Source organism: Embleya sp. NPDC056575, from assembly GCF_042793325.1.
Lineage (GTDB): Bacteria > Actinomycetota > Actinomycetes > Streptomycetales > Streptomycetaceae > Embleya.
Genome location: NZ_JBHTVA010000045.1, coordinates 37,036 through 55,640 on the forward strand (window position 1 = coordinate 37,036; position 18,605 = coordinate 55,640).

An 18,605-nucleotide genomic window follows, 5' to 3' on the forward strand; every position below is an offset into this window, starting at 1 on the left:
GTTGCGCCTTGCGCCTCCGGGGAACGGGCACGCCGGATGGGCACCGGGGCGCGCGGCGGGTGGCCTGGTGCTGATGTTGTCGGTGGTCGCGTGGCGTGGGCGTATTGAGGCGCTTCCCGGCCCGGCAGGTGGAGCACACCGCTGGATGTGCTCCACCTGCGGTAGTTGTCGGCGCGTTGGAGGTCGTGTCTTTAGGCGCCGGGGACGCGGATGCCCGCGACGACGGACTTTCCGCAGGTGCGACGGGGGACTACGGCCCAGGTGGTCGAGACGGCATCCACGAGGAGGAGGCCGCGACCGTTGCATGCGTCGGGGCTGGGGGAGGTGAGGGTGGGCAGGGTGAGGCCGGGGTCGGAGACGGCGAGCCAGTAGTGGCCGTCGGCGGCCCAGAGCACCATTTCGATCGCGTCTTCGTCGGTGGGCCACGTCCCGTAGCGGATGGCGTTGGTGACCAGTTCCGAGACCAACAGGCCGAGGTCAAGGGCGAGTTCGGGAAAGCAGGTCGGCGGCAGGGCTTCCGCTACGGCATGCCGTGCCTCACGGACCGAGGTGGGGTGGGACGGGAAGGTCCAGTGAGCCGGGACAGCGGGGATGCTGGATGTCGGCCGGCGGCTGTTTGGGAAGGGGCATCCGGGCATGGACTTACTCCTTGCTGCGGCGCTGAGTTGGTGACGCGTCTGTGTCTGCGCGCGTCCGATGGCAGCGCCGGTGGCTTACCTCCCAGGCACGTGCACACCCGCTCTGGGAGAGGCGGGCATGCTCGCGCGGTGCACTTCCGGCGTGGCCGTGCGTACCTTGTGCGTCACTTGAAGCTAGCGTCCCGGCAGGCATGCTGCCACCCATTGGAAGGCAATTGCCTCTTTCGAGTTGTCCTGGGCCCGGCGCACCACACAGACTGAGCGCCAGCCGAGCTTGAGAGGACGGCATGCCGACACAACGCCCGCCCACAGAACGCCAGAAGCGCTTGGGCGCTGAACTGCGCAAGCTCCGTGTTGCAGCAGGAGCAACTACCGACTACGCGGCTGCCCTATTGGGTCTGGATCGTTCGAAGATCGCCAACATGGAGTCGGGCGTCCGTCCGATCAGCCCCGAGCGAGTGCGAACGCTAGCAAGCAACTATTCATGTGCAGACGCTGCTTACGTCGATGCCCTCGTGGTGATGGCCGAGAAGCAGGAGCGCGGCTGGTGGGAGGAGTACCGGGGCACCCTCCCGCCGGGACTGCTGAACATCGCCGAACTTGAATGGTACGCGGCGTGTCTACAGACGGCACAAACCGTGCACGTGCCGGGGCTTCTGCACACTGACGACTACGCTCGGGCCGTGTTCGGTGCCGTACTCCCGCCGTTGTCGCGGTTGGAGATCGAACTCCGTGTGAGTCATCGCCTGGAGCGGCAGCAGATTCTGGTGACGGGTCACTCCCGCCCATATGTCGGGTACATCCACGAAGCCGCCTTGCGTATGCAGTTCGGCGGAGCGAAGGTCACCCGGGACCAACTTGAGTACATTTGCGCAATGTCGGAACGCGAGAACATCTCGCTGCGTGTCCTCCCAGTCACGTGTGGCGCCTTCCCGGGGGCGGGACATGCCCTTCTGTACGCGGACGGGGTCGTTCCTCAACTCGACACCGTGCAACTGGACTCCGCACACGGACCGGAGTTCACTCATGCCGAGGCCCAACTCGCGAAGTACCGGGCCCATCTTGAATGGATGGGACAGGTTGCCTTGACGTGCGGGCAGTCACGGGAGTTCATCCATGCCATCGCGCGCCAACTTTGAAGGAGACCAGATGTCAGAAATTTCTTGGGAAGCCCCGTTTTGCGGCGAAGGGAACAACTGCTTCCGCCTCGGGACCGATGATGATGGCAACGCCTACATCGCTGTGAGCGGTGAGGAGGAGCGCTACGTCACTGACTCCATAGAGGCCCTTCGCACGCTGATCCGGGACGTCAAGGCGGGCAAGGCCGACCATCTCCTGTAGCTGTCACACGGCAGCGACCGGGGCAGTCGTCCTGCCAGCCCCGGTCCTTTCCCCGTACGGCGCTTACTTCTTGGCGGTACTCCGCCCGCGCGCGGCAACTGGTGGTCGCCAGGCCCGCAGGTCGTCGTCGGTCAATCCGTTCTCACCCTGAATTTGTGAGCGATACTCGGCGAAGAAGGCTGCTGGCGACCCGCCGTATACCGGGTCGAACTCGCTGTGTCTCTGGTCGAGCCACGGCTGCATTTCCAGCAAACCGGCGAGCAATGGGGTAACTTCCCCTACGGTCAGGGTGTGATTAGTGAAGTACGTGGTCAGCGCCTGCGCTTGCTCCAAGTGATTCCAGCCCGCCCAGCCGAAGAGACCTGGGACGCCAGCGCTGGTCGAAGAGTAGGAAATGAATCGCTCCTTTGGCACGTCCAGCTTGCCTCGGACACGCCAGTAGGAGGGCTTGAGAAAGTCAGTCGATGCAAAATTCGGCGGCACGGGAATTGCGTCCCGGATCTGACGTCTTGCCGCCTCATTCGAAGCAGAATCCTCCTGCCGCTGAAGTTCCCAGACTTGTTCCCAATCGGCTCGTTTCTTTAGGCCGGCGGGTTTGTATCGCAGGACAGCCAAGAAGGGCACATGTTCATCGGCCAGAAGGCTCGCGACGACAGATGGCAAGTCTTGGTGAGGTGCGTAGAGGCCTGCGACGGAGACAAAATCTTCGTTGTGAGAGAGTTCGTCTGCGAGCTGGACGCTGGTGAGGAGGTTGGGATACTCATCGTTCTGGTACCAGATATATCGGCTCTCCATGCGATTAAGAAGCCATTCGCGAAGGGCTCTCTCCTGGAGAGAGTCCCAGCCTTCTGTTACCCAACGGCGTTTGTATTCCGGTCGTTCTATCATTCTGATGGTTTTGAAGTTCTCTATGGCCTCAATGCGCCTCTGGACTGTGACTTTGTAAGCATCTGACCAGTGGCTGGGGAGGGCAGATTTAGGCATGGAGCCATGGCGTTTGAACCATTCGCCCGACGCTTGTCCTCTCTCAATCTGCCGAGCCATCAGAATTTCAAAGGCACGCTCTCCAAGTGCGAGTTCTGGTACATCGGATTCGGAGGCGCGCAAATCTTCAGGGTGCAATTTGTAAAGATTATAGACCTGCCAGTCAAGCTCTTCTTGAAGCGAAATCATCCGCGCCCTCGTCTTCTCCCATGTGTTGCGCGCTGAGCGCAGGGTAGTTCCCGTGGGTGGGGAATCGGTGCTATCGAGTGCGATGGGGCTAGTGGCAGAAAGCTCTTGAGCCAGACCATCCAGGGCACTTGCGAGCGCGGTCGGGTAGGCAGGGGGTAGAGGAAACTCGCCCAACTGAGTGCTATTAAACTGATAAAAATTCTCGAATGGATACGTGCCCTGACGGGCGCCTTTCGAGTCGACTGTACTCCCCATATTGTGACTTCTTTGTTTCAGCCAGAAACATGTGGTGGAGCTGTTGAGAAGCCCCAGAAGCTGCAAATACTCCTCTTCGCTCGATCCATCCGGGAGCTTGATCACCGGCGCTGATTGCTTAAAGACCTTCCCGCTTCTACCCAGTGCGAAGTGATTATGCGTGGCTACAAATGCAAAGGTAATCAGGAGTTCCGCGTTAAGTCGACTTTCGTTATAGTAGGCATAGTTTGACCAAGGGATACCGCGTTGCTCTTTCGTCTTGGCGAAATAGAGTGTTTTGCGCAAGATGCTTCGCCCCTGCCAAAGCGGGTAGGATTCAAGCCAGTTGCGTTCTGACGGATCGGCGTCAAGTGGGTAGATTACATCCGCACCAGGAAGACTGTCCCAGTCACGTACCTGATCTCCCTCAACGAGTGGCCGTAGGGACTTAATCTGGGCTGCGAACCTGGCGGAAGTCGGGCGTGGGAAGGTAAAAATATCGTCGTCTCCCGTGATGGCGGAAGAGCCGATTGATTCAGTTCTCGTGGACAGTTTTCCGACGGCACCTTCACTGATCATATGCACGATCTCGAGGCCTCCATCGGTAAGGGACCACGGCTGGTTATCGAAATGCTGTTTTCGGTTTAGATCTTCGACGGAAACCCATGGGCTTGCCGATCCAGGTTGGTCGATCTGCTTAACAATTGCCCGCCAAACCCTTCCCTCGCGGGCATTTGCTGGAGCGATGGGTTCGCCTTGGATGCTGCGCACGGTTCGGACTGTGTCAGCCCTCCCACTCTGACCCTGACGTCCAATAAGGATCACCGTGGGGGTGCCGTGTCCCGGAATATAGGCGCCCGAGGTGTCGATGACTTCTGTAAGTTCGACCTTGTATCGGAAAAATTCCTCAATCAATTTCTTTCCGAACTCTCGCTTCATGAAGGAGTTCGCGGTAATCTGACCGACAATACCGAATCCACGACCATCTGCGTCTCCAGTTTTTGCCAACTGGAAGAACCGCTCGGCGAAGGGTACTGAGAGTGCGTATTTGCCAGTGCAAGAGGAATACAGTTCGCGATATAGCTCGTTGAGACTCTTGTCCTTCACGGTGATGTACGGAGGATTCCCCACTACGACGTGATATCGCCGTTGTTCTAGGATTCTCATGTACGCCCCGTCGTGAATATCTTCCGTCGCGTATGCGAAGTCTGCCAATGCGTCACCTGACTCATTGCCCGCCAAGGGTAGTTCGAGTTGTCGGGCTTTAATAAGGGAGTCGCCAACCGCCAAGTGAATCGGCCACTCGTATTTGTTCGCTTCCCCCAATGTCCGGATTCCCACTGCCGCCATAGCCGCAATCAAAAGCCGGAACCGAGCGATGGCTACCGCGAACGGATTGATGTCTACTCCGTGCACTGCGTTGAGTGCCGCTCGCACCCGCTCATGCCGGTCCAAAAATGGTTGCTTCTCTGCCCACAACTGCGTCATCCTGCGGAACGCGCCCAGCACGAAGTGGCCCGAGCCACACGTCGGGTCGATCATCTTCAACTCACCGAAGGCTCCGCCCAGTTCCCTTACGACTGGGTTCATTGTCCTATCGAGAATGAACTCCTCCACGAACTCGGGTGTCTGGAGCAGCGCATACGTCTTCCGAGCTGCTTCAGACAAGTCCTGGTAGAGGTCACCCAAGAACCGAGTACCCCACCCTTCCGTCCCGTCCTCGTTCAGCGGGTCGGTGAAGTCGTGGACCAGCACGCCTTCCGCATCGCGCTTCTGCCAGAAGTCCATCAACTCCCGCGCGCCCTCGTGCGACAACGGCACTTGATACAGCGGATTCCGCTCCGGGTTGAACAGCAGTTGCCCTGCCTGCCCCTCACCAATCTCCGCGAACGCCCGCTCCATCCACCCGCGATACGTCGGATCCGGATCGCTGCTGGAGTAAGCCAGATACAGCTCCCCGGCCAGGTCCCGCCGCTCATCGCTCGGCCCCGTCAGATACGGCTCCGGGATCAGTAGGTTGTCCTCGCAGAACCGCACGAAGACCGTGCCCAGCACCCACGCCGCCGCGACCTGAGTGATGCGCTCGTCCAGCCACGAGTTCCACGTCGCGCCCGTGCGGCCGACCTCCCGGGCCCGCCGATACTCCTTGTCCAGGCGTGCCTTCACGTCCGGCAGCGCCTTCACCTGCTTACCGAGATCGATCTCGACCGCCTTCACCTGCTGCTTCAGGTCATCCAGCAGTGCTTTGCGGTCGATCACGTCGTGCTCCCGTTCGTAGCGGTGACATCGGTCCGTGCAGTACTGGTCCCGCGCCCGGCGTTCTTGACCCAGGCATCCGGGAGTTCGATCCATTCGCCCAACCCCGACTGATACGGCACAGCCGTCGTGCCCAGCCGCGGCGCCCGCGCCGAGTCCGGTTGTGGGCACAGCAGCCACAGCGCCCGCCCGCCCTGCCGGGCCCGGGTCGCCAGTCGGTCCAGCACACCCATCGCGTCATAGCGAGCGAGTACGCCAGCGTCCACCAACAGCACCGGCCCCACACCCGCCCCGACATCGAGTCGCCCGCCAATCCGCGGCTCGATCAGGCCCCACGCGGTCCGGGCGTACTCGGCGAACTTCATCGCCGCCCGCGAACCGGGCTCGGCGACGTCGGCCTTGAGGATGGTCTCCCACGTCGGCTTCGGGCGCGCGTCCACCTGCTCGTGCAGCGCGGTCAACAGGCACTCCGCCACCGACACCACCTCGGCGGCTGGCCGCTCGGCCTCCACCGCGCCCAGTCGCCGGATCGCATCGCGCATCAACCCGGTCCGCACCGTCAGCGCCCGGAAGCCGTCCCGCCGCGCCGATGCCGACAGCCGCTCACCGGTGCGGACGACCGCGGCCAGTTCCGGATTGTCGTCATAGCGCGTGGCCGCATGGGCGTTGAACGACTTGCCCTTGGGCTCCGACGTCAGGTAGCTGGACATGTTGTCCGTGTGCCGAGGCAGATAGCGCTGTGTCCGGGTGTCTGCCCGAGTGCTCAGCACCAGGTCGAACCCGGCATCCTGCAACGCCTTGGTCAACCGCCCGCCCTCCGGCAGACGGTGGCTGCCCTTCGCGTCCAGGATCTCCGGGAAGCGTGTGGTCACTCGCTCGTGGATCTCCTCCACCCGCAACCCCGGCTGCTGTGCCTCGGCCAATCCCGGCACCAGGCGAACCAACCCGGCCTGCGTCAGACGCAGTGCCCGCACCAGCGGCAGATTGCGCGGGTAGATCTCCAGTCGAGGCGTCGCCGCCGCGTTTCGGGACGCCGCCGCCGCCAACTCCACGATGCGGCGCTCGTCCCACGTCACCCCGTCGCTCGGCGGCGTGACGGCGCCCAGCTCGGCCAAGACCGTCGCCGATGTGGGCAGCGTCTCGGCCTTGGCCAACCTGTCGGCGACTCGTCCCAACCGCTGGGCGTAGTCGAGTAGTCCCGGGCCGGAGGGGGTGTTCGGGGCGTCGTCCTCGTCGACCTCCAAGGCCAACAGCCCGGCGCCCATGCCCTCGTCGACCGCCTCACGGTTGGCCGCGTGCTGGAACTGTTCGTTCTCCGGGTCGAGTTGCTCCACCTCGACCACCACCCGCACCGCCGCCAAGGCGAGCGCACGACGCTGTTCGCGGTTCTGGAGCCGAGTGCCGCGCCGGATCGTGAGGGCATCGGCGATTTCGGCAGCGGCAGCGATCCGCCCATTGCCGCTCAGCAGTTCGAGGACCTCGCGGCGCAGCGCCTGTACCGCGTCGTGGCGCCTCCAGCGGGTGCGCTGGGTCTTGAGCATCTGCGGAATCCGGCCCGTGCTCAGGCCCAGCGCCTCGGCGACGTCCTTCTGCTTGGGCCAGACGCCGATTTCGGGCAGCTTCCCCTGCTCGTCGGGCAGCCGCAGCAGCAGCCGCACCATCTCCACCTCGTTGGCGTTGCTGTCCTTGCCGCCCTTCTTGCGCAACTCCGGGACGAAGAGTGTGGCCAAGGCATCCAAGCTCACCGTGCGCAAGGCCCGTTCGCCGAGCGTCGCAGCAGCGGGGCCATCGACCACACCGACCGCGTCCCTGAGCACGGCCTCGGCGGCGGACAGCTCTGCCTTGCCCTCCTTGCGACTCTCCGGGGTGAGCAAGGCCGCCGCGGGCTCCTCGGCGAGCTTCTCCCGCCACTGCCGGATTCGCCCCAGCACCTCACGACGTGTCTTGGAGCCCAGCCCTGGCGCGTTGACGAGTTGACGCTGACTCAGATCGAGCAGTTGCCCGACCGTGTGAACGCCGAGCCCGTAGACGAACGAGATCGCAGCCGGCCCCAGCCCGGACGTCTCGATCGGGGTCGCGCGTACCGCGACCTCCGCGAGACGATCCCGCGCCAGATCGGCGGATTCCGGTTCGGCGGCGTCGATGCCGGGGCCATCGGCGGTTACCTCTCCCGCCGGAGCGGCTACTGCAGCGGGCGCCACCTCCTGCCGGGACCGGCTCGAGCGATGCGAGGAGGGCCGGGCCTCGGCCAGGTCCAGGAAGATCTTCTTCCAGGCATCCCGCATCGGCTTGAGCTCGGGGAAGCGTTTGCTCGCGTCCCGGTGCAGTGCCTTCTCGAAGAACGCGACCAGTCCCTCCCGTGCGGAGGCGTCGAACGCCTCCGCGGCGATCGTCGGGTACGGCTGTTCCGCCGCGTCGGTCTGCCGTGCGGACACCCTCCCGCCGCCCCACACCGGGAGTTCGCTCGACGCCATCTCGTGCAGAGTGACGGCGATGGCGTACCGCTCGGCATGCGCGTCGTACACCGATCGGGACAGTGTCCCTATGAACGGGTCGAGATAGCCCTCGGTGCCGGCGTGCACCTGCTGCACGGGGTAGCCGGCCAGCGAGAAGTCGATCAGCACCAACTCCCGGCTGCGGTTGGGGCGGACCCGGATCGCGATGTTGTCGGGCTTGATGTCCCGGTGCCAGACGCCCTCGCCCTCCAGGAAGTCCACGGCGCCGAACAGGTAGTCGCCGTACGCCTCCAACTGGTCCAGGGTGAGCCGACCGGAGTCGCGCAGTTGGCGGGCCACCGTTTCCTGGCGCCGGCGCGATCGACGCCCGCCGTGGCCGGTGCTTTCGGCGGTGGCGTCGTCGTCGCGCTCGTCGCCGACGTACTCGATGACCAGGACCGTACGGCCGCCGATCCGAAGCGGTTCGGGCTCGACCAACCGGATGATCCGCGAGTCCGGCCGCAGTCGGCCCATCACCTCGGCCTCGCGGACCAGCACTTCGCCGCGCTGGTCGGACATCGCCACCTTCAACACGGCGAACGCCTTCGCCCTGCGTGCCGCGGGGTCGGCGGTCAGGTCCCGGACCAGGAACGCACGGCTGGTGGAGCCGGTGCCGAGTCGACGCCGCACCTCCCAGCGGCCTGCCAGCACATCACCGGGAACGGCTTCGAGCGGGTCCTTGTCCGGCTCGGCGGGATTCGCCGCGGACGTTTCCTCCGCCGCCGGGCTGGTCAGCCCCTCCTCGACGATCTCCAGCATCTCCAGGAACTCGTCGGCCGATGACAGTCGCTGCTGGGGGCGGTAGGCCGTCGCCGCCTGCACGAGTTCGTCGATGTCCTCGGAGAGTCCGTCCACCACGGAACTGGGCCGCAGTCCCTCGCCGGCCTCGAGGCGTGCCGACAACTCGGCCTGGCTTGCGCCCGGCGCCCGGCCGGTGGCAAGCAGGTAGGTGAGCATGCCGAGCCCGTACACGTCGAGGGCTACGGGATCCGCGTGCAGCGCGGTCAGATCGGGAGCCAGATACGGGTCGGCCTCGTCGGCGAGGTGTGCACCGGCGTTGGACAGGGCGGTCGGGGCGAAGCGGTCCGATCCCGGTTGTCCGGTGTCACCGAGGCGTTGGACGGCGACCTGCCAGTCGGAGATCTGGAGGTGTGGGGAGAGCCAGCGGGCTTCTTCGCTGCTTGCGTCCTCGGCTCGCCCGCGAGGACGCGGCAGGACGTGGATCGCGTGCGCGGAGAGGGTGCGGTGAAAGAGGCGGGCGCCGTGTGCGCTCCGGACGGTCTCGGCGATCTGGCGGACCAGGGCCATCCGGCCGAGGATGTCGAGCTTGTCGCCGTACTGCGCCAGGTATGCGTCCAGTCGGAGCGTCTCCGGGTTGTAGTCGAAGATCAACGCCGGGCCGGCGGTGTGACCGGAAGGGTCGTACTGCTTGAGCTGGACGACACCCGGGTGCCGGAAGCGCCGGAGCACGGCCGCCTCGCGTCGGGCGGCCCGCTCCACGGATGCCCGCAGCGTTGCGTCCGCGCCGCGCTCGCGGAGGTAGATGCGGATGCGGGCGGTCTCGGGCAACTCGCTGTGTCGGCCCAGGTGGTCGGCCCAGGTCGGGCCGGAGTCGAATGCCTCGCGACGCAGTACATAGGGGCCGACCTTGTACTCGGCGTCGCTGCGAGCGATACCGATCCGCTTGAGCGATGCCTTGAGCGCGCGGGAGCGGGGGGCGTCGAAGCGGCGACGCTCCTCGCGCGGCGGTTGTTTGAGCATGGCGACCAGTTGGTCGACCGTGTAGACACCGTTCTGGTCGTGGGGGGACAGGCGCACCCGAAGCCCGGAGTCGGTGAAACAGACGGCCTCGGATACCCACGGCGCGGAGGTGCCGGCCGGTGTGGCGCGCCTGAGCAGGTCACCCAGTTCCTTGGCCTTTTTGTTGGCGAGGTGCAGCGGGTTGCCGTGCGAGACCTGCCGGCCGCCGGGTTGGGTCTGCAGCCAGCTTCCGTTGCGGGACTCGACCGAACCGTGCCAGTCCTTCAGCTCGATCAGGTAGACGCCGCCGGGAGCGACCACCAACAAGTCCACTTCGCGCACATGACCGGTGCCGGCGGTGAAGGTGAAGTTGGACCAGGCGCGCCAGGGCTCGCTGTCGGGCAGCTTCTCGCGGATGGCCTCCAGGCCGCGCCGCTCGTGCTGGAACTCGGAGTCGGTGACCGTCTCCCACCGGCCGTCCCGCATACGCCCCGCCCCGATTCTTGACAACTCGGTCAAATGGGGCGCTGTGATTCTGAAACCCCAGAGGGGAATCGTAACGGCTGAGCCCGACCCTGGAGCCTTGAGTAACGAGCGGATGGGTGGGGCGTGAACAGTGACCTTTTTCGGTCGCAGGGGGAATGCGCGACGATCCCGGCGCCTTGCTCGAAAGAGTGCTCTCGGTGGCAGTGCGCGGGTGTGCTGCCGCGTGTAGCGGAGTGTGTTCGGGTGGTTATTACGGTCGCGTAGGCGAGGTGAGCGGTGCCAACATCGGGTGACATGGCCGAGCTTGTGAATCCACACGGGAATCTGTCCGGAATCAACTCTTATGTGGCCATCGGTGACAGCTTTACGGAGGGCGTCGGAGATCCCGGGCCCGACGGCAACTATCTCGGGTGGGCCGATCGGTTCGCGGCTCGACTGGCGGTGGAGCGGCCGGGGTTGCGGTACGCGAATCTCGCGGTGCGTGGGAAGTTGTTGCACCAGATCGTCGAGGAGCAGGTGCCGCTGGCCATCGCGGCGCGACCCGACCTGGTGACGTTGTGCGCGGGGGGCAACGATGTGCTGCGGCCCGGGAGCGATCCGGACAAGCTTGCCGCGGAGTACGAGGAGGCGGTCGCCGCGCTGACGGCGGCGGGCGCGCGGGTGGTGGTGTTCACCGGGTTCGATACGCGGTGGGTGCCGGTGCTCAAGTTGATCCGGGGCAAGGTGGCCACCTACAACGAGTTGTTGCGGGCGGTCGCGGATCGGTACGACTGTGTGGTGGCCGACATGTGGGGGCTCACCTCGCTGCACGATCGGCGGGCCTGGAGTGAGGATCGGCTGCACCTGTCGCCCGAGGGGCACGATCGGGTCGCGCTCAAGGTCGGGCGGGCGCTTGGGCTGGCCGTGGACGGTGACCCGGATGCGCCGTGGCCGGCGGAGGAGGTCGCGGTGACGGCGGGGGCGGCGCGGTTGGAGAACGTGCATTGGGCGCGGGACCACCTGGTGCCGTGGATCGGGCGGCGGCTTCGGGGGCAGTCGTCGGGGGATCACGTGACGGCGAAGCGGCCGGAGTTGGCGCCCTTGAACCTGACTGTCGCGGAGCGCGCGAGCCGGGCGTCGTAGTGGGTGCGGGTGGGCCCGTCCGGCCGGCTGATTGGTCGGCCCGACTCGGCTGTCCTCAAGCGCCGGACGGGCTGCGTTGAGTTGCGTTCGCCCGTTCGGGCGGCGGTTCCCGAGCGCCTGCGGCGGGCGTCCTCAAGCGCCGGACGGGCTGGGATTGGTTGGGTTCGGCGGTCGAGGCTGCGGACCCTTGGCGCCTGCGGTGGGCGTCCTCAAGCGCCGGATGGGCTGAGTAGGGTTGCGTTCGCCGGTTCGGGTGGCGGTTCCCGAGTGCCTGCGGTGAGCGTCCTCAAGCGCCGGACGGGCTGGGATTGGGTGGGTTCGGAGGCTGAGGCTGCGGACCGTGGTGCCTGTGGTGGGTGTTCTCCCACGCTGGACGGGCTGGGGTGTGTGGCTTGGTTTTGGGCGGTCCGTCAGGGGGGTGTGCCGGCCTCTGTGGTGGTGCCGAGTAGGAGTAGGTGGGTGGCTCGGCAGACTGTGTGTTCCACCTCTGTCATGGTCATTCGGCCGAAGGCCCAGCTGAAGAGCGCGCCTTCCCAGGCGATGCCGAGCAGGTGGACGAACTCGTCGGCGTTGGTTACCTCGTCGGCCAGGGCCGTGCGGAACATCGTGTTCATGATGCGGTTGATTTCGCGGTGGCAGTCGCCCACGCCCGGGTCGGAGGAGCCGAGGGCGTGGATCAGGGCGGCGGTCAGGCGGGGGTGGCGGGCCATCGTGCGGCAGGTGTCGCGCAGGATCGCGCAGACCCGCTCGGCCGCGTTCGCGCCGTCCGGGTGGGCCGCGCCGCTGCGTTCCAGAGCCGCGATCCACTCCAGGTGGGTGGCCGCGAGCAGGTGGTCCTTCGAGGAGAAGTGCCGGTAAATGGTCGCCGAGGAGAGCCGGGACAGGCGGACCACGTCGCGCATCTGCACGCTGTCGTAGCCGCCCTCCGCGGCCAGGTCGCGGGTCGCGTCGATGGCTCGCCTGCGTATGTCCTGCTCCCGCGTGACGGGCACCGGTGCAGCCTCCCTCGGCATCGACGGCGACATCGCGCCGCTAGATCCAGGTGCTGAACCACATGCGGTCCAGCCATCCGCTGCGGGTGATCGTCTCACCGGTGAAGATCGGGTAGAAGTACAGGAAGTTCCAGGCGATCAGGGCGATGATCGCGACCACCCCCGCGGTGCCCCAGGCGCGTCGGCGCTCGGTGGCTCCGGGTGGGCCGAGGAGTGCGCCGAGCATCATCGTCACGGCCAGGCACAGGAACGGGACGAACGCGACGGCGTAGAAGAGGAAGATCGTGCGTTGCTGGTAGGCCATCCAGGGGAGGTAGGCGGCGGCCAGGCCGCACAGGATCGCGCCCGCGCGCCAGTCGCGCCGGCCCGCCCAGCGGAACAGCAGGTAGCCGACCGCGACCACCCCGGTCCACCACAGGAGCGGCGTGCCGATGCCCAGGACCGTCTGGTAGCAGTCCTGTTCGGTGCAGCCCGCCGTGCCCTGGTGGACCGTTTCGAAGTAGTAGGCCACCGGCCTGCCCAGGACCAGCCAACTCCACGGGTTGGACTGGTAGGGGTGTGGGCTGTCCAGGCCGGTGTGGAACGACCACATTTCGGCGTGGTAGTGCCAGAGGCTGCGTAGGGGTGCGGGGACCCAGGTCATGCCGAATTGGGGGAGTGGGATGCCGAGGACGTGGTCGGGGGACAGTCCGGAGCGGTCGTCGGCCCAGTGGCGGAAGTAGCCGTTGTCGGTGAGGAACCAGCCGGTCCAGGACCAGATGTAGATGCCGAGGGCGATGGCGACGGTGGACAGGAACGCGAAGAGGACGTCGTGGCGCAGGGTGGCGCGGTAGGGGCGGCGTGCGCCGCAGGCGCGGCGGGTGCCGGCGTCCCACAGGACGGTGAGGATGCCGAAGGCGGCGAGGACGTAGACGCCGCTCCATTTGGTGCCGCAGGCCAGTCCGAGGCAGATGCCGGCGACGATGCGCCAGGGGCGCAGGCCGAAGCGGGCGGTGGCGGCGCGGGCGGCGTCGGGTCCGTCCTTGAACATGCGGGCGGCGAGGGCTCGGGTGTCGTCGCGGTCGATGAGCAGGGCGCCGAAGGCGGCGAGGATCCAGAACATCAGGACGAGGTCGAGCAGGGAGGTGCGGCTCATCACGAAGTGGAGGCCGTCGAGGGCCATGAGGAGTCCGGCGATGCAGCCCAGGAGGGTGGAGCGGAAGAGGCGGCGGCCGATGCGGCAGAGCATGAGGACGGACAGGGTGCCCAGGACGGCGAGGGCGAAGCGCCATCCGAACGGGGTGAGTCCGAAGATTTGTTCGCCGAGGGCGATCGTCCATTTCCCGATGGGCGGGTGGACGATGTAGGAGCCCTGGGTCTGGAGGCTGTCGGTGTTGCCGGCGAGGATCTGGTCGTTGGCCTCCTTGGGCCAGGTGCCCTCGTAGCCGAGTTTCAGGAGCGACCAGGCGTCCTTGGCGTAGTACGTCTCGTCGAATATCACCGATCTGGGCTTGCCGAGGTTCCAGAACCGGATGAATCCGGCCAGGAGTGTCACCAGGATGCACGGCAGCCAGCCGCCTCCGGTGTAGGCGCTGTTGTCGGTGTACGACGGCACCAACCGCTCACGCAGCGACGTCGGCGGCCGATCCCGAAACCCGAACCGAGCCAATGACCAGGCCCATCCGCGCGGCTCGGGACGTGCGGTCCCCGTGTCGCCGGGGGACTCCGCATCCCCCTGAGGGGCACGCTTTCGGGTCGGCTGATCGGTCGCCACGTCACTCGTCACCGGAGCATCGTATTGACGCGCGGGCGAGACCGGGCGCGCGAAAGGAGAGGATGGCCGCGTGGAACACGAACAGCACACCTCTCAGAGCGGCGTACTCGTACTGGCCGGCACCCCCATCGGCGACGTGGGCGACGCGCCCGCGCGCCTCGCCGCGGAGCTGGGCACGGCCGACGTGGTGGCCGCCGAGGACACCCGCCGGCTGCGCAGACTGGCCGGCGCGCTCGGCGTCGAGGTGCCGGGGCGCGTGGTGTCGTACTTCGAGGGCAACGAGGCGGCGCGCACCCCGGACCTGGTCCGGGCGTTGCGCGAGGGCAAGCGGGTGCTCCTGGTCACCGATGCCGGGATGCCCTCGGTGTCCGACCCCGGCTATCGCCTGGTCGAGGCCGCGGTGGCGGAGGACATCCGGGTGACGGCCGTACCGGGACCGTCGGCGGTGCTGACCGCGCTGGCCCTGTCCGGTCTGCCGGTGGACCGGTTCTGCTTCGAGGGCTTCCTGCCCCGAAAGGCCGGGGAGCGGTCCCGACGCCTTGCCGAGTTGGCCGCCGAGCCGCGCACGATGGTGTTCTTCGAGGCGCCGCACCGGCTCGCCGAGTCGCTGGCGGCGATGGCCGAGGCGCTGGGCGCCGAACGGCGCGGCGCGGTGTGTCGCGAATTGACCAAGACGTACGAGGAGGTCCGCCGGGACACCCTGGCCGAACTCGCGGTGTGGGCGGAGCCGGGCGTGCGCGGCGAGATCACCGTGGTGGTCGCGGGCGCGCCGCCGGCCGACCCGTCGCAGCTCGGCCCGGCCGACCTCGTCGCGCTGGTGGCCGGACGCGAGGCCGCCGGACAGCCGCGCAAGGAGGCGATCGCGGCGGTGGCCGCGGAGGTCGGCGTGCCCAAGCGCACGGTCTTCGACGCGGTGGTGGCGGCCAAGGCGGCCCAGGCGGGCAAGTAGGTCGGCCCGGGCGTCCGGATCGCCCCGATCCACCCCTTCCGAAACGCTCTGTGAATCACTCGCCACCCGGCGTGTTCGGGTCGCTCGCGCCCGCGCACGGCGCGACGGTCAAGCGCGTGCAACGGGCAGGTAGGGCGCTGCACTCGATCGGGTGATGAGTCTTTCGGAATATCAATATTCCGTAGTGCCCCCCGTCAAGGAACCGTTCGGGTCGATACGTCGCCGCCCTCTCGGGCATTCCATGGATACCGGTCACGGGAAGCCCTCGAACCAGTCGGCGGGCCCACCCGTGTGAGGAGGTCGTCATGGAGAACCCGACGGTGGTGCACGAGTCCTACTCCTTCGTCTGTATGTCGTGTGGTCGAGGCTGGGAACGCGACTACGAGATTCACCACGCGACCGATCTGCACGGATTGCGGCTGTGCCGCTACTACTCGGAGGGGACCCTTGTGCCGTCCCCGTTCACCAAGCCGGCGTGCGAGCACTGCGACGGCACCCGGCTGCGGATCCTGCCCGCCGGACGTGTCGCCTCGGTCGCCGGCACCCCCAAGCCGGTCAAGCCGGTGAAGGCCGCCAAGCCGGTCAAGGCCGCGAAGCCGGACAAGGTGCCCGCCCCGCGCGGTGCCTCGCGGTGGCACCTGCCCTCGCTGCACCGCTCCGCCTGACCCCCGTCCGGCCCGCCCGGACCCCGCCGCCCGCCCCCGGGGATACTCGGGGGCGGGCGGCGTCCCGCCGGCCGTAGGATTCCGGGTATGGCGGCCACTGGAACCACTGAACACACTGCGGGCGAGCGCACGAAGGCGTTCTATGTCACAACGCCCATTTACTACGTAAATGACGCCCCGCACCTGGGCCACGCCTATACGACCGTCGCAGGCGACGTGCTCACCCGCTGGCACCGCCAGCGCGGCGAGAAGGTGTGGTTCCTCACCGGCACGGACGAGCACGGTCAAAAGATCATGCGCACGGCCGAGGCGAACGGGGTCACTCCGCAGGAGTGGTGCGACAAGCTGGTCACGGAGGCGTGGAAGCCGCTGTGGGAGCACCTGGAGATCGCCAACGACGACTTCATCCGCACCACCGAGCTGCGACACACCGCCCGGGTCCAGGAGTTCGTCCAGGACCTGTTCGACAAGGACGAGATCTACAAGGGCGGCTACGAGGGCCCGTACTGCGTCGCGTGCGAGGAGTACAAGGCGCCGGGTGACCTGCTCGACGGCGAGGACGGGCAGAAGTTGTGCCCCATCCACAAGCGCCCGGTGGAGATGCTCAAGGAGGAGAACTACTTCTTCAAGCTCTCCGAGTACGGTCCGCGCCTGCTGGAGTTCTACGAGGCCAACCCCGACTTCATCCAGCCGGCCTCGGCCCGCAACGAGGTGCTGCAGTTCGTCCGGCAGGGCCTGCAGGACCTGTCCATCTCGCGGTCCACGTTCGACTGGGGCATCCCGGTGCCGTGGGACCCGAAGCACGTCATCTACGTGTGGATCGACGCGCTGCTCAACTACGCCACCGCCGTCGGCTACGGCGCGGACCAGGCGAAGTTCGAGCAGACCTTCCCGGCCGACGTGCACCTGGTCGGCAAGGACATCCTGCGCTTCCACGCGGTGATCTGGCCCGCGATGCTGATGGCCAACGGACTGCCGGTGCCCGGGCGGGTGTTCGCGAACGGCTGGCTGATGGTCGGCGGCGAGAAGATGAGCAAGTCGAACCTGACCGGCATCTCGCCGCGGCAGCTCACCGACCACTTCGGCGTCGACGCCTACCGCTACTACTTCCTGCGCGCGATCCAGTTCGGCCAGGACGGGTCGTTCTCGTGGGAGGACTTCTCCGCGCGGTACACCTCCGAGCTGGCCAACGACTTCGGCAACCTGGCCTCGCGCGTGGCGGCCATGGTCGGCAAGTACTTCGACGGCGCGCTGCCCGCCTCCACCGCCGACGGGGACGCCGAGGGTGTGCTGCACAGCGCGCTGATCGAGACGGTCTCGCTCGCCGACGACCGGGTCCGCGCGCTCGACTTCCAGGCCGGTCTGGACGCGGTGTTCGGCTACGTGAAGCTGGTCAACGGCTACATCACGGAGCAGGAGCCGTGGAAGGTGGCCAAGGACGACAGCCCCGAGGGTCGGGCCCGGCTGGCCACGATCCTGTACACCTCGGCCGAGTCGCTGCGCGCGCTCGCCGTGCTGCTCAACCCGGTGATGCCGGAGACCGCGCACAAGTTGTGGGACTCGCTCGGCGCCGAGGCCCACCTGGGCGCGCTCGACGCGCAGCACGTGCAGGACGCGGGCCGTTGGGGGCAGTTGCCCGAAGGGGCCGTGGTCACCAAGGGCGCGGTGTTGTTCCCGAGGCTGGAAGAGAAGAAGGCGGACGCGTAGGTGAGCAAGCGCAAGCGGCGGGACGGCGGACCTCGGGACACCACCCCGCCGCCCGCCCCGGATCCGCTGCGGGTGCCGGTCTGGGACGCGCACACGCATCTGGACCTCCAGGACACGACGCCGGCCGACGCGTTGTCGGCCGCCGCCGCGGTCGGCGTGGACACCCTCGTCCAGGTCGGCATCGACGTGCCGTCCTCGGTCTGGGCGGCGCGCACGGCCGCCGCGCACGAGCGGGTGCACGCCACCGTGGCGCTGCACCCGAACGAGGCGCCGCGGATCGTGCTCGGCGACCCCGACGGGTGGTCCGGGCAGCGGCGCGCGCCCGGCGGGGCGGCCGCTCTGGACGCGGCGATCGCCGAGATCGACCGGCTCGCCGCGCTGCCGCACGTGCGCGGGGTCGGTGAGACCGGCCTCGACTACTTCCGCACCGGCGACGAGGGCGTGGCGACCCAGCAGGAGTCGTTCCGCCGGCACATCGAGATCGCCAAGCGGCACCGCAAGCCGCTGGTGATCCACGACCGCGAGGCGCACGCCGACGTGTTGCGGATCCTGGCCGAGGAGGGCGCCCCGGAACGGGTCGTCTTCCACTGCTTCTCGGGTGACGCCGAGATGGCGAAGACCTGCGCCGAGCACGGCTACGTGATGTCCTTCGCGGGCAATGTGACCTACCCCAGCGCACAGCCGCTGCGCGACGCGCTGACGGTGGCGCCGACCGAGCTGATCCTGGTCGAGACCGACGCGCCGTTCCTGACCCCGGTGCCCTACCGGGGTCGCCCCAACGCGCCCTACCTCGTGCCGATCACGGTGCGGGCGATGGCCGAGGTCAAGGGCCTGGCCGAGGACGACTTGGCCGCCGCGCTCGCGGCCAACGCCGAACGCGCGTTCGCGCCCGCGTAGTTGCCCCGCCGGCCCGCCGCGGGCCGGTGCGGGCCGCCGCCCGTCACCCGGAGGACCGGGCGGCGGCCGGCGCGCGTCCCGGGCCGGTGTACAGTCCGGTGCTCGTCGGGCGGAACCTCGGCCCGCACCCGGGAGCACACCCCCGGACCCGACCCCC

General features: G+C 67.2%; 12 protein-coding genes. 7 read left to right on the forward strand and 5 right to left on the reverse strand.

Translation table 11 applies throughout. The features are described from left to right. Positions 1-191: 191 nt before the first annotated feature. The gene (locus ACFRCG_RS30895) at positions 192-638 is read right to left on the reverse strand and encodes an ATP-binding protein (protein ID WP_380037493.1); all 447 of its coding nucleotides are present in this window, start codon (positions 636-638) and stop codon (positions 192-194) included. A gap of 287 nt (positions 639-925) precedes the next feature. Here ACFRCG_RS30895 and ACFRCG_RS30900 point away from each other — a divergent pair, with 287 nt between their 5' ends. After that, complete coding sequence (locus ACFRCG_RS30900) at positions 926-1,777, forward strand: helix-turn-helix domain-containing protein (RefSeq protein ID WP_380037495.1); 852 nt, start codon at positions 926-928, stop codon at positions 1,775-1,777. A gap of 10 nt (positions 1,778-1,787) precedes the next feature. Then, entirely contained in the window at positions 1,788-1,979 is a 192-nt protein-coding gene (locus tag ACFRCG_RS30905; RefSeq protein WP_380037497.1) for a hypothetical protein, read from the forward strand. A gap of 63 nt (positions 1,980-2,042) precedes the next feature. Here ACFRCG_RS30905 and pglX read toward each other — a convergent pair whose 3' ends face one another. Then, positions 2,043-5,645, reverse strand: a complete 3,603-nt coding sequence (gene pglX, locus ACFRCG_RS30910) for a BREX-2 system adenine-specific DNA-methyltransferase PglX (protein WP_380037499.1) — start codon at positions 5,643-5,645, stop codon at positions 2,043-2,045. Further along, positions 5,642-10,363, reverse strand: coding sequence for a BREX system serine/threonine kinase PglW (pglW, locus tag ACFRCG_RS30915; protein WP_380037501.1), 4,722 nt, complete (start codon positions 10,361-10,363; stop codon positions 5,642-5,644). The genes pglX and pglW overlap by 4 nt, the downstream gene beginning before the upstream one ends. A 294-nt stretch (positions 10,364-10,657) precedes the next feature. Here pglW and ACFRCG_RS30920 point away from each other — a divergent pair, with 294 nt between their 5' ends. Further along, on the forward strand, positions 10,658-11,485 hold the full coding sequence (locus ACFRCG_RS30920) for an SGNH/GDSL hydrolase family protein (RefSeq protein ID WP_380037503.1): 828 nt from the start codon (positions 10,658-10,660) through the stop codon (positions 11,483-11,485). A 410-nt stretch (positions 11,486-11,895) separates the two neighbouring features. Here ACFRCG_RS30920 and ACFRCG_RS30925 read toward each other — a convergent pair whose 3' ends face one another. Both ACFRCG_RS30925 and ACFRCG_RS30930 read right to left on the reverse strand, forming a co-directional pair. After that, positions 11,896-12,477, reverse strand: a complete 582-nt coding sequence (locus tag ACFRCG_RS30925; protein ID WP_380037505.1) for a TetR/AcrR family transcriptional regulator — start codon at positions 12,475-12,477, stop codon at positions 11,896-11,898. 40 nt (positions 12,478-12,517) lie between these two features. Continuing rightward, positions 12,518-14,242, reverse strand: coding sequence for a dolichyl-phosphate-mannose--protein mannosyltransferase (locus tag ACFRCG_RS30930; RefSeq protein WP_380037507.1), 1,725 nt, complete (start codon positions 14,240-14,242; stop codon positions 12,518-12,520). Between the two features lie 58 nt (positions 14,243-14,300). Here ACFRCG_RS30930 and rsmI point away from each other — a divergent pair, with 58 nt between their 5' ends. The 4 genes from rsmI to ACFRCG_RS30950 all read left to right on the forward strand — a co-directional run bounded on the left by rsmI (position 14,301) and on the right by ACFRCG_RS30950 (position 18,448). Next, positions 14,301-15,179 (forward strand): 16S rRNA (cytidine(1402)-2'-O)-methyltransferase, encoded by an 879-nt coding sequence (gene rsmI, locus ACFRCG_RS30935; protein WP_380037509.1) that lies wholly within the window; start codon positions 14,301-14,303, stop codon positions 15,177-15,179. Positions 15,180-15,484: 305 nt separating this feature from the next. Then, positions 15,485-15,844: a hypothetical protein gene (locus ACFRCG_RS30940; RefSeq protein ID WP_380037511.1), complete on the forward strand. Its 360-nt coding sequence runs from the start codon at positions 15,485-15,487 to the stop codon at positions 15,842-15,844. Between the two features lie 87 nt (positions 15,845-15,931). Then, positions 15,932-17,551: a methionine--tRNA ligase gene (gene metG / locus ACFRCG_RS30945; protein WP_380037513.1), complete on the forward strand. Its 1,620-nt coding sequence runs from the start codon at positions 15,932-15,934 to the stop codon at positions 17,549-17,551. After that, on the forward strand, positions 17,552-18,448 hold the full coding sequence (locus tag ACFRCG_RS30950; RefSeq protein WP_380037515.1) for a TatD family hydrolase: 897 nt from the start codon (positions 17,552-17,554) through the stop codon (positions 18,446-18,448). It begins immediately after the preceding gene. Positions 18,449-18,605 lie beyond the last annotated feature (157 nt).

Excerpts from the sequence above, each read along its gene's own strand:
- ACFRCG_RS30895 (WP_380037493.1), bottom strand. The coding sequence starts at position 638 with ATGCCCGGATGCCCCTTCCCAAACAGCCGCCGGCCGACATCCAGCATC.
- ACFRCG_RS30900 (WP_380037495.1), top strand. The coding sequence starts at position 926 with ATGCCGACACAACGCCCGCCCACAGAACGCCAGAAGCGCTTGGGCGCT.
- ACFRCG_RS30905 (WP_380037497.1), top strand. The coding sequence starts at position 1,788 with ATGTCAGAAATTTCTTGGGAAGCCCCGTTTTGCGGCGAAGGGAACAAC.
- pglW (WP_380037501.1), bottom strand. The coding sequence starts at position 10,363 with ATGCGGGACGGCCGGTGGGAGACGGTCACCGACTCCGAGTTCCAGCAC.
- ACFRCG_RS30920 (WP_380037503.1), top strand. The coding sequence starts at position 10,658 with ATGGCCGAGCTTGTGAATCCACACGGGAATCTGTCCGGAATCAACTCT.
- ACFRCG_RS30940 (WP_380037511.1), top strand. The coding sequence starts at position 15,485 with ATGGAGAACCCGACGGTGGTGCACGAGTCCTACTCCTTCGTCTGTATG.
- metG (WP_380037513.1), top strand. The coding sequence starts at position 15,932 with ATGGCGGCCACTGGAACCACTGAACACACTGCGGGCGAGCGCACGAAG.